General features: G+C 59.3%; 5 protein-coding genes. 3 read left to right on the top strand and 2 right to left on the bottom strand.

Annotated elements, in window-relative coordinates; genetic code table 11:
* Positions 1-33 precede the first annotated feature (33 nt).
* From J3P79_RS06040 to J3P79_RS06030, 3 genes are all read left to right on the top strand, one after another.
* Entirely contained in the window at positions 34-1,221 is a 1,188-nt protein-coding gene (locus J3P79_RS06040; protein WP_434608977.1) for a Fic family protein, read from the top strand.
* 75 nt (positions 1,222-1,296) lie between these two features.
* Positions 1,297-2,301, top strand: coding sequence for an AAA family ATPase (locus tag J3P79_RS06035; RefSeq protein ID WP_434608974.1), 1,005 nt, complete (start codon positions 1,297-1,299; stop codon positions 2,299-2,301).
* A 151-nt stretch (positions 2,302-2,452) separates the two neighbouring features.
* Positions 2,453-3,784: a DUF58 domain-containing protein gene (locus J3P79_RS06030; RefSeq protein WP_434608971.1), complete on the top strand. Its 1,332-nt coding sequence runs from the start codon at positions 2,453-2,455 to the stop codon at positions 3,782-3,784.
* Between the two features lie 7 nt (positions 3,785-3,791).
* Here J3P79_RS06030 and J3P79_RS06025 read toward each other — a convergent pair whose 3' ends face one another.
* The gene (locus J3P79_RS06025) at positions 3,792-7,841 is read right to left on the bottom strand and encodes a hypothetical protein (RefSeq protein WP_434608970.1); all 4,050 of its coding nucleotides are present in this window, start codon (positions 7,839-7,841) and stop codon (positions 3,792-3,794) included.
* Positions 7,841-11,938, bottom strand: coding sequence for a neuraminidase-like domain-containing protein (locus J3P79_RS06020; protein WP_434608968.1), 4,098 nt, complete (start codon positions 11,936-11,938; stop codon positions 7,841-7,843). The genes J3P79_RS06025 and J3P79_RS06020 overlap by 1 nt, the downstream gene beginning before the upstream one ends.
* Between the last annotated feature and the right edge of the window lie 13 nt (positions 11,939-11,951).

Genomic DNA, 11,951 nt, shown 5'->3' with positions numbered 1-11,951 from the left:
AATAAAGGCAGTGTTCGTAGCTGGAAGCAAACGATGATTACCTCAAAGACATACTTGGACCCAGTACTGCCAGAAAATCTGCCCGAGTCGATCATTCAGGCGGCGGATCGGTTGCCGCGCAAAGCGGAGTTTCTCGCCGGGCGGCTGGCCGATGAGACATCGAGGCAACTGGCGGGCCTATTGCGCATCACCAACACCTACTACTCCAATCTGATCGAGGGGCATCGAACCGAGATCGCCGACCTTCAGGTTGCTCGCACGACACCAAAACGGGAAAGAAAGGCGCTCAAAGAGCTGGCCGTGCAGCACATGACGCAACAGGAGGTGATGGAGCGACTGCTTCGAATGCGACCAGCCGAAAGCTTCTCTGCCATGTTCGATCCAACACTGGTCAGCACCCTTCATCGTCGACTATTCAAAAATGCCTCCACCGAGGAATTGACCCTGAGCGATGGTCGCTTGATGGAGCCAGGCAGGCTGCGAGCCGAAGAGAACGAACAAGTACAGGTCGGAGCACATATTGCTCCAGCTGCTGCAGCGGTATTGCCCATGCTTCAACATTTGCAGTTGCATTACGGACGTATCAGGGACCCTCGGCGCCAACTGATCGCTGCACTGGCTAGTCATCATCGAGCGGCGCTTGTCCACCCTTTCCTTGACGGCAACGGACGAGTGATACGGATGCTGACCCACCTGCAACTTGTTCACCTTGGGCTAAAACCTTATCTATGGTCGCTGTCCCGTGGTTTGGCTAGAAGACAGGATGAATACTATCGTTTCCTGGCTTTGGCTGATCGTCCTCGCGAGGGTGACTGCGACGGGCGTGGCCAACTTTCACAACGTCATTACTTCAACTTCATCGAGTTCATGCTCGATGTGTGTCACGACCAGATCGAGTACATGACTACCTCACTGAACCCAGCCAGGCTGCGCGAACAGGTCAGTCATGTGTTCTCAACGGATGCTGACCTGCACCGTGCCGGGATCAGACCCACCAGTGCCGGCGCCGTGCTGGCCCTTCTGACTCAAGGCGCTATGCCGCGTGCGGAGTTCAAGGTGTTCACGGGCTTGAAGGATCGGCTTGCAACGGAAGAATTGAGCCGCTTGATCGAAGCGGGAATTGTGGTCAGTAGTACGCCGAGGTCCCGCACTGTGGAAGCGGGTTTGCCCGCACACTTTGCCGGCTTGATATTTACGAACCTGCATATCCAAATGGGCTAGGTTTTACCGACTCAGCTGTCGACGCGATTTTTCCAGCGCCCTAAAACTCAATCGTTAAGAAGAGTTCCAGAATTGATGACTGAACAGAAAGAACCCTCAGACAGCCAGGCCCATGCCGCCCAGCAACGCCAGCGCGCCAGCCAACTGGCCCAGGCAATTCGCACCGAGCTGCACAAGGCCGTGGTCGGCCAGGTCGCGGTGATCGACGATGTGCTTACGGCACTGATCGCGGGCGGTCATGTCCTGCTCGAAGGCGTTCCCGGGCTGGGCAAGACGCTGCTGGTGCGCGCCCTGGCCCGCTGTTTCGGGGGCGAGTTCGCACGCATTCAGTTCACTCCGGACCTGATGCCCAGCGATGTAACCGGCCATGCGGTGTACGACTTGCAGAGCGAGCAATTCAAGCTGCGCAAGGGGCCGGTGTTCACCAACCTGTTGCTGGCTGACGAGATCAACCGCGCGCCGGCCAAGACCCAGGCGGCACTGCTCGAAGCCATGCAGGAACGCCAGGTTACCCTCGAAGGCCGCGCATTACCGATCGCCCAGCCGTTCATGGTGCTCGCCACCCAGAACCCCATCGAACAGGAAGGCACCTACCCGCTGCCGGAGGCCGAGCTCGACCGTTTCATGCTCAAGGTGCGCATGGATTATCCCGACGCCGACCAGGAGCTGAACATGGTGCGCCAGGTCAGCCGCTCGACCCGCGCCGACATGCTCGATGTGCAACCGTTGCGCACGGTGTTGCAAGCCAAGGACGTGCAAGCGCTGCAACGCATCGCCAGCGACCTGCCGATGGACAACCAGGTGCTCGACTACGCGGTGCGCCTGGCCCGGGCCACCCGCACCTGGCCAGGCCTGACGATTGGCGCCGGGCCTCGCGCCTCGATTGCACTGGTCCGTTGCGCCCGCGCCCGGGCATTGCTGCGCGGCGGCGAGTTCGTAGTGCCGGACGACATCAAGGGCTGCGCCCTGGCCGTGCTGCGCCATCGCGTACGGCTGGCGCCGGAGCTGGACATCGAAGGGCTTTCGGTGGATCAGGTGCTGGGGCAGTTGCTCGATCAAGTGTCGGCGCCAAGGTTGTGATGAAGTTTTTCCTGACGAAAGCGCTTTCCGTGGCGAGGGAGCTTGCTCCCGCTGGGCTACGCAGTAGCCCCCTGGGTTTGATTGGCACACCGCAAGGGGAGGCTGTGCCTCCAGCGGGGGCAAGCACCCTCGCCACGGGGAAACTGCACCGATGAAACCCTCCCGCCTGCTCTTGATCTGGCTCGCCATTTTGCTGGCCGTCGGCATCGTCCTGGGCGCCTTGCGCGCGCTGGGCCTCGCAGTGCCCCAGGCGCTGTTGTCGGTCAACTGGGGGTTATTGCTCGCCCTGCTGGCCTTGTCGATTCTCGATGCCGTACGCGCCCGCCGCCTGCCCTCGCCCCGAGTCCAACGACAGCTGCCCGGCAGCCTGGCCCTCGGCCGCTGGAGCGAAGTGCGATTGGAAATCAGCCATGATCTCGCCCAGCCATTGGAGAGCCAGCTCTTCGACCACGTACCCGACGGCCTGGATTTCGAACACCTGCCGCTGTCAGCCGAACTGCAACCCGGCCAGCTCACCCGGCTCGGTTACCGAGTGCGCCCGCTCAAGCGCGGACACTTCAGCTTCGAACACTGCGAAATCAACCTGCCCAGCCCGATGGGCCTCTGGACCGACAAACGCCTGCTGACGGCTCTCGACAGCACCCGCGTCTACCCGGATTTCGCCAGGCTCTACGACGGTCAATTGCTGGCCGTGGACAACTGGCTCAGCCAACTTGGCATCCGCCAGCGGCAACGCCGCGGCCAGGGCCAGGAATTCCATCAACTGCGCGAATTCCGCGAAGGCGACAGCCTGCGCCAGATCGACTGGAAAGCCACCGCACGCCACCGCACGCCCATCGCCCGGGAATACGAAGACGAACGCGACCAGCAGATCATATTCATGCTCGACTGCGGTCGACGCATGCGCAGCCAGGACGACGAGCTGTCGCATTTCGATCACGCCCTCAACGCTTGCCTGCTGCTCAGCTACACCGCGCTTCGCCAGGGCGATGCCGTGGGCCTGAGCACCTTCGCCAGCGAACAGCCGCGCTACCTCGCCCCGGTCAAGGGCACCAATCAGCTCAATGTGCTGCTCAACAGCGTCTACGACCTCGACAGCAGCCAACACCCCGCCGACTACCCGGCCGCCGTCACCCAATTGCTGGCCCGACAGAAACGCCGGGCCCTGGTGGTGCTGGTGACCAACCTGCGGGACGAGGACGATGAAGAACTGCTGGTCGCCGTCAAGCGCCTGGGCCAACGGCATCGGGTGCTGGTAGCGAGCCTGCGCGAAGAAGCCCTCGATCGATTGCGCCAGGCGCCGGTACAGACCTTGCCCGAGGCGCTGGCCTATTGCGGGACGGTGGATTATTTGAATGCGCGGGCGACGTTGCATGAGCGGCTGAACGCCCATGGGGTGGTCGTGTTGCAAGCCCGGCCCGGGGAGTTGGGGGCCGAGCTGGTGACGTTGTATCTGGGGTGGAAGAAGGCGGGAGATTTGTAGCGGGCTGTCAAGAGGGTGCGTTCGTGGAGGCACGGAGTTCCAGGTCCGGCAACCCAGGCACGTAAAACCATAATGTGAAATTGCCGAAAGCGCCGGTTACAGTTGAAATGGCCCACTCCAGTTCATCCTTCGTTATTGGCCGTTGCTGAAGAAATCCAGGTGAAAAACGTACACCCAAGCTCACCCCTGGGTCCCCATTAATATGAACCGAGGCCTGACCGATCAAACTACTGTCTTTCTTGGCTTTTAACTTCAAGTATGAGAAATGATCGCTAAGAGCCGGCAGTTTCACCTCCCTTATGTAACCTGCTCCGATGATTGGCTCATCACCCAGCAAAAGCGTAAATTCCTGCCACCAGCTATCTTGAGTCCCCAACACCCTCACCGATAGCCAATCCGATTCCCATCCACGCTCCCCGCGCACCGATGCACTCAGCGTGTAACTGCCAATCCGCGTTGGCAATTCAAATACAATCAACGCCTTGCCCTGCGCATCGGTGAAAACCGGTTCTGACACCACGCCTTTTAAATACCAGTCTACCCGCACCCCTTCAACCGGCTCATCGGTCGCAACGCTGACCACCGCAACCTCCACGTTGAGTGTTTCCCCTGGAAAACCTTCAAGCTTGTCGGAAGTCAGGCTGTCGATTCTGCAGGCCTCATGCACAAGGTAATCGAACGTGATGACCTGCGTTGTGCCCACGGCGCGGGCAGTCAATTTTCCCGGACCGGGAAGTGTCGCAACGAAACTGAAACGAGCTACACCGTAGAAATTGGTGACCGTGGCCACCGGCTCGATGGCCTCATCCGTCCCCTCCCATGTCACCTGAACATTCCTGGCGGGTTGGCCGGTCAGGACATTGGTCAGGGTGACTTCAAATGACAGCGATTCGCCCCAATCGGCGACCATCTCCTCATGGGTACTGGCCGCGACATCCACTGGAACATAGCTCCCCAGAGAAAAAGCGTTCAGCGGTGAGCGCTCCAGCAGGCGCGAGGCTGACAACTGCAGGTGAAAGGCTGCGTCGGTCTGATCACCTGCAACAAGGCGAATCGGCAAACCGTCGTCGGTCAATGGCTGCGACACACCCAATACCGGCGAAAAAATGACCTTCGTGTCCAGCTCATGGGCGCCACTGAGCCCGAGCGTCAACGTCTGGCCGAGCAACGAGCTATCCGGCGCAGCACAGAGTTCCAATTCCAAGCTGTCTGCTCGCCGGGGGAAAAAAGTTTGTCCACCCCAAGGCTGTTCTTCTCCCCGACTGTTTTTTACCTTCAGGTCATCCCAAGGACTATTTTCATAAGCATGCACGGCAAACGTGTGCTCGACCTGAGTGGAATCATAGAAATTGCGGACCAGTGCCTGAACGGCATTATCGCCCGCAGCCACGGGCAGGTAACTGCGCTGGGCAATACCCTCTGCTCCGCTGGTGGAACGGTCTCCATCATCCCATTCCACGTCGACCTGGTTCGCCGGTTGGCCAGTGAACGCCGACACATATCGCAAGGCCAGCCGCGCGCTTTCGCCTTTGCTCAGCACCGGATCGGTCGCCACCTCGTACGGTGTACCGGTCACTTTGTTGTGGGCCAGTTGCAATCCGAATGCAGGTGGTTGGGTGAACGCGCCAATGTCCGAAAAACTGATGGTCCAGTTTCGTTGCGCAGCGGTGGTCGCCTCACTGAAATCGCAGCGATAGCGAACGCCGCCCGCCGTCATGGCGGGACGTTCCGACAACGAAGGGCTGATGACCCAATCCGACGGCAACGCCGGCGTCGAAGCGGCCTCGAGCAATAAGCCATGCAAGCCGCCCAAGTTGTTGACGGGCCGTACCGTCAGGTCGTGGGTCGCGCCAAGGCAGGGGAACAACTCGACATCGACGTCCCAGTTCTTCGGCATCTGGTCGAACAGCAGCTCCACTTCGGCGGACAGGTCTTCGGGCAGCAGGCGAAACGCCAGGTCGAGCGGTTCCATCCCGCTCGACATCACTTGCAAGTCAAACACATCGCTGGTTTCAGCCACCTTCGCGTCGACGTTCCATTGCACCCCGTCGGGCGTGACGGTGATCGGGGTTTCCATGTCGGCGATGTCGATTAAACCTGTACCGGCCGGGTCCTGCCATCGCAGGGAAACATCTTTGCCTATTAGTAAACTGCCGGACTCGACCATCAAGTGAAGAACATACTGCTGCCCCATGCGGCACACCGCACCCGCCCCGACCCGATCGATCGCAATCTCATCGAGCTTGAAGCTGGCCGTTTTCCATGCACTGGTCGGCAGCGTCTGGATGGCAAATTCGTGCGACAGAACCTGCCCATCCTCCCGCGGATTGACCCGCGCCACCAGGCTGTAATCCCCATGCTCCTCAGGCCGATCAATCACGCTGGCCCAGCCGTCCAGACCGGTAAAGGTTTGCTGGGTACCTCCCGGTGATTCCCACTCCACCGGCACGCCCGCAATCGGCTCGTCACTCAGGCTCGTCACCTGCAGCATGCACCAGACGTAATCCTCTTCATCCACCACCGGGACCCGATTGGCTTCGCGCACGTCCCCGATTTTCAGTTTGTGGCGAGCCAGGGACATGACGTTGCTGACGGTTGGCTCCAACAAATCGGCACTGACAAGGCGCAAGTTGAACTCACCATCGATGATATCCGCACAATCGAGCGTCCAGTTCAGCGTTGTCCCATTGACCGGTACCGGTTGCAAGAAATCGGGGGAGGCCGTGACGCCCAACTCATCGGGATCCTTGCCTTCCCACGCCAGGCAAACGTTACCGCTTAGCAGAGGGCTGTCATCGGTCAATATCACGCTTAACCGATACGTCGCGCCCCGATCGGGATAGCCGGTTTTTTCTCCCCATGGGGCCGCCTCCATGTCGGGGAACTTGACCCGCACAGCCTTCAACGGATCCAACGCATGAGCTTTCACGGCAAACGAACCCGCAATATTGCCCGAGGCATAAAACGGGCTGTCGACACGGGCGTCTATCTGCAGCGATCCCGCGGCGTCGGGGGTAAAGACAAACTCGGCATAGCCATTCCCATCGGTCTCGGTGACCCCGAGCGCCGTACTGCCCCGCGTCCAGGAAACCGACACGCCGGCCATGGGGATGCCGAGATAATGCGACTTCACCTGAACGCCCAACTTGACCGACTGGTCGTACTCGATCACCGGTTCATAGGCAGGCTGCAGCACAGTCTCGACCACCAACCGATGATGCCCCAGCGACACCGCAATCGGATAAGGGTCAGCGTGGTACTTGCTGTAGATCGACAGGTTGAACAACAGTGTTTCGTCCTGGACGAGAGCCGGGCAATCGATTTCCCACTGATCATCGATCAGTTGGTTCTCGCCCCACGCAGGCGTCACGACGACCCTTTCCTGCGGATTGTCCTGGCTCCACAGCAACGCCTCGGTTCCAGCCCAGGGGCTGCCCGTAGCGGGCGTGAAAGAAACCCTGTGGGCGGCTTCGCCGGTCGCACCATGACACAGGTAAAGCACTGGATCTGCGGTTATGGAGTGGGTCTGGCCATCGTTGACGATTGCCGTCAGCTCCAGGTCATCCAATTCCAGGTGGAAATCAATTCGGGCAATCTGGAAGTCCCTGGTGCGTGTCGCCTCGCTTGGGCTCAGGATGACGAAGTCGAAAATGTCTTCTTGCGTGACATCGAACTCAATCAGTGCCGAGTAGGGCGTCAGGCTCAGAGCCCTTTCTCCTTCCTCCGCCACGGCACCTGTGCCTGGCAACTCTATTTCGAGACTGTCTTCGGATCCAAGCAGACGCAAGCTAAACGTGACGGTTTCTGCACTTCGGTTGTTGTACAGAAAACTCAAGCGGTAACGCGCCCGGTCCGATCGTGGCGCGGGAGCGGCCACCTGTTGGGTAATACCCGCCCCCTGGTAAAGCGACATATATTGTATGGGGGCGTTTTCCCAAGTGTCGCCTTTCAACGCCCAGCCATTTGACGGGCCGGTGAACTCCCAAAAGCGGGTTCCCAAATCGAAACGTCCGTTGGGCAGGACATTGGTCCGGATATCGACAGGTTCGATGTTCATCATGACCTCCTAGGACGGGCGCCAGGGGCGCTGGTTACTTTGCCTTGAACCATTCTGGAGAACGCTGGCCCTCCCACCTTCGCCGTGTACCGGACCCTCAGGATGATGTCGCTCAACGCCTCCAGTTGCTGCTCTTGACGTGATTCGCCAGGCCAGGGAAAGGCCAGCGTCCAGCGGGAAACAGCACCGGTATGTTCAAATGGGTTGCGCAACCCCTCGTCAGGTTTCATTGCGTTCAGGCCGAAATCATCGATGCCCAGGGAAATAGCCATCTGCTCGCCGCTGCCGATGTTCAGCAACACATCGGGCGGAGCGATCGCAGTGCCATTTCCATACAGGTACTCAAGGGACTGAAGCGAAGGCTCGATGGCCGTGGCGCTGCTGATCTGGGTCAGCGTTGCGCAGATGTTTTCATGAGGGCCGAGAAGTGTCGGCAAGGTGACATCCACGGCGCTGATCTGGCGGCAATAATGGTCGTGATAATCTCGGTCAAACAACACCTGCGAAAGCTCGAACTCCAGTGTGCCTTTTTTTTGCAAATCTTCCCGGGCCTCCTCCCAACTCTCGAAGGCCAACTGGGTTCTACTATCGAATAGCTTGCGCAGGGACACGGTCTTGACCAGTTCAAGACGTCGCTCATAACGCAGCAAATAGTCGGCTTCCATGCGCAACAGATCGAGCCGCAGCGCATCCCCAGCGGTCAAGCCGTAGTGATTGTCCAACCAGGCATCGGTGCGTATGTGGGAAAGACTGAACTCGGCCGTCTCCAGTTGCAGGGCGCGCTGGGCGCTGAGGCACAAACTGACGACTTGATCGTACGCTTGAAAATGCAACGTCTTGCATTGCCCGACATACCAACGGTACAACTCCACGCGTGTCGCACGGGTGAGCAGGAAATCGTAGAGTGCCTGGGTCTGGGCGTTCATTTTCAGGGTCTGTGCCAGGCTGGTCTCGGCTGCCGCCATCGCATGTTCCTGGGCAGCGATGTTCTCATCGACCACCGCCAGTTCCGCACTGGCTTGATCCCGCGCCAGGCCCCAGTCCTCGCGCCGCCGCCGATAGCTTTCGGAGGTGGCGTCTTTCTCGGCATTGCTGCGCATGACGTCGGCGTCGACCTGAAGCCCATAGCTGACGGCTCTTGGAATACCGCCCGCCTGAGCGCCGCCGGTAGATGTCCCATATATGTTGGGGATCGCATCGATGTAACCGCCGGCTGCCTGGAACGCGGTGCTGGTCGCCGCGAGTATTTTCGCGGTATCGAGCTGTGCCATGACCTTGTATTCGGCACTGGAAATGTTCTCTGAATGCAGCTTCCCGTAGTGAGAGCGACGCTGTTCGATCATCTCGCGACTGCTGCGCAATGCCGCCAAGTTCGCGTTCAACTGCTCGAGGTTTTCCTCCTGCATGGCTTTGGCGAAGGCACTCAACTCGGTCAGGTGACGCTGTTGCATCAGTTCCTGCTCGCCACGGTCCTGCTGTTCCAGCAACCGTATCACCTGGTTGCCGCATTCTTGCAAATATTGCGTGGCCCGCAGGGCCGCATCGAAAAGCACCCGCCAACGGAACGCCGCCACCCGCAAAGGCCCGCCTATCGGCCGCACAGGGCCCCCGCCCCCCGCGGCTAGGCTCTTGAGCAGTTCGGCAGGGTCGATCGTGCTGAACAACTCGATGGACAACGGCTTGCCATCGATCGTCAAGTTGTTGCGCAAGTTGTACATGCGTTGGCCCGGCAACTCATATAAGTGCAGGACTCGCTGGCTGACCGGCAACCTGAACTGCTCCGTGCCAATGACACCGGGATCCTCAAAGAACCGGGTCTTGACCGGTAGCCTCCCAAGGTCCAGCTCCGCCTCGCGTTCGAATGCCTTGAGGGCGGTCGCCTCCTCCAGTTCGTCGACCAGATCCTTCAACTCGGTGGGCGTCCACTGACTGACGATCTGATCGTCCGGGGCCGCGCCCATCAACTGCTTGGCACGCAGATATTGCAGCTTGGCGGCCGCCAGGCTATCGCGAGTCAACTGCCGATACAGCCAGTCGCCCCACGCAATGAGGTTGGCGACATAGTCGAGAAAAATCAGCATCTGGTAGTGTCGTGGCGTCGAGTAGGCAATCGCATCCGGATCGGTCGGACTGTCCGCTTCACAACCCACGTCCCCCCCACCAACGGGGACATTCAAGGGTCGGCAGCGCCAGTAGAAAGGCTTCTGTTGCTCCAGTCGGCCCGCGGAGTCTGCAACGGCCTGGGGGTCGAAGATGAAATGCAACCATTGTTGGGCTTCGACGAAACGGTCTTCGTCCTTGAGTCGCGTTGCCACCAAGTGCGGAAGATGAAAAAACAGCTCCCAGAAAAACAGCCCGTTGGCACCATCGAAGGGGCCGTTTGGTTCCTCTGCGTTTTCGGGCAGTTCGGGCTCATCGGGAAACTGGGTATCCCAATCGAGCACGGCATCGATCGAGACGTTGGAGCGGGTGACCAGTTCCGCACCAATCAGGGTATTGAGGCGAACGTATTTGAGTTTTGTCGCCAAGCCTTTCAGGCTCAGGAACTGTGAGCCACGTGAATTGGTTTTGTGTACCGATGGGAAGCTGCTTTCGACAGGAGGGTTTTTGAGGTTCAGGGTAAAAGTCTTGGTGCCTAGATCCGGATTGCTCAAGGTGACGGTCACTTCAGTACCGTCAAAGCTGGGACGTATGACTCCGGGAAACTCGAATGACCAACCACCGTTATTGGACTTCTGCTCCCTTTTGGGCTCCGGATCACCCTCTGAAGCGTCTTCCAAGGCTAAAGTGAAGGGGACGTCCTGACCAATCTGTCCAGGTACCAATTGGGTGCAATGCGCTTGTAGATTCAGAACCTGATTAGCGCCGGAACGCGTTATCACTGCCTTGAGCGAAAAATTTTCCACCAGGGGCTTCGCGCCCTCGGAAACCGTTTCGGTCATCCGGGAAAATTCCGCGGGCGCAACCCGCTGCTGCAGGGTCAGGGGACTGATGTAGCGAACCATCGCCAGGTGGTCCATGATAGGTTTTTCATCGGCCACCTTGCGAAACAGCGCGTCACGCGTTTCGTAGATTTCCACCGGATTTTCTCGGCTCTCAAACAGCAAGCCTGTCGCACTGGTCAAATGCACTGCCAGCCGCCCCTTGGGATAGAGCGTATCCACGTCATCGCGCAGCATCACCGCCACCAGCCGCAAATCCGGACTGACATCTTCATGAAACACTGACAGGTTCAGCCGTACCGGCGGCGACCACTGCCCACTCAACGCGATGAAGGCAACCTTCAGCTCAAGTTCGTAGGGCTGCCGCAGCCCACCCTCACCGTCAAACAGGGCCTCGCGCCACTCGGCCCAGACCAGGCACAAGCGCCCTCCCCAAAACACCGGACGGATATCGAGCACCCGCACATCCGACGGTATATCGACAGGCGTCCACTCGCTCCAGGCCGCCGGATTGATAGCCTCGCTGTCCTCGCTCAACTGGACATCCGCCTTGCGCCAGAAATAGCGATAGGGCGCGATCCGTTCCCTGCCGACCAGGTAATAGTCGGCGCTAAGGGCATCGTGGCCGTCGACGTAGCCGTTGAGCACTTCCAGGTTGCAGACTTCTTCAAAAGCGCGCAGGTACTGCTGAACGCCCTGTTGCACCGAATCGGGGGTGAGCCGGGTCTGGTTGAGGTTGTTTTCCAGCGCCTTGAACAGGCTGGTCTTGCGGATACGCGCATACGGGGTGATGTAGTCCTCCGGCATGCATTTGAGCAACTGGCTGGCCGCCCATAACGGGTATTGGCTGGCGATGTCCCAGTCTTTCAGGTCCTTGCTGTCGAACTCCTGGCCGTTGTAGCCCGGTTCAAGTTTTTGATACACCGCATGTATATATTGCTGAAAGCAACTGACCGCCTCGGCGACCCAGGAGGTCTTGACCTGATGATTGTCCAGCAGGTCAGTTCGCAGCCATTCCAACAGGTCATCGGCTGTTTTGATCACCGGTCCTTCTTTGTTCTCTTCCTTGTCCTCAATGGCCTTGATACTCAGGGCGCATTCGATCAGTGCGTCGCGACGCAGGGCTGTGGCGCGGGTGATGTTTTGTGTAGCCATGACCGTCTCCTGC

Source organism: Pseudomonas sp. R1-7, from assembly GCF_051132105.1.
GTDB lineage: Bacteria > Pseudomonadota > Gammaproteobacteria > Pseudomonadales > Pseudomonadaceae > Aquipseudomonas.
Note: the sequence above shows the minus strand (reverse complement) of the source record. Positions and strands in the feature narration are given on the sequence as shown.

Coding starts and splice junctions, on each gene's coding strand:
- J3P79_RS06030 (WP_434608971.1), top strand. CDS start 2,453: ATGAAACCCTCCCGCCTGCTCTTGATCTGGCTCGCCATTTTGCTGGCC.
- J3P79_RS06020 (WP_434608968.1), bottom strand. CDS start 11,938: ATGGCTACACAAAACATCACCCGCGCCACAGCCCTGCGTCGCGACGCA.
- J3P79_RS06040 (WP_434608977.1), top strand. CDS start 34: ATGATTACCTCAAAGACATACTTGGACCCAGTACTGCCAGAAAATCTG.
- J3P79_RS06035 (WP_434608974.1), top strand. CDS start 1,297: ATGACTGAACAGAAAGAACCCTCAGACAGCCAGGCCCATGCCGCCCAG.
- J3P79_RS06025 (WP_434608970.1), bottom strand. CDS start 7,841: ATGAACATCGAACCTGTCGATATCCGGACCAATGTCCTGCCCAACGGA.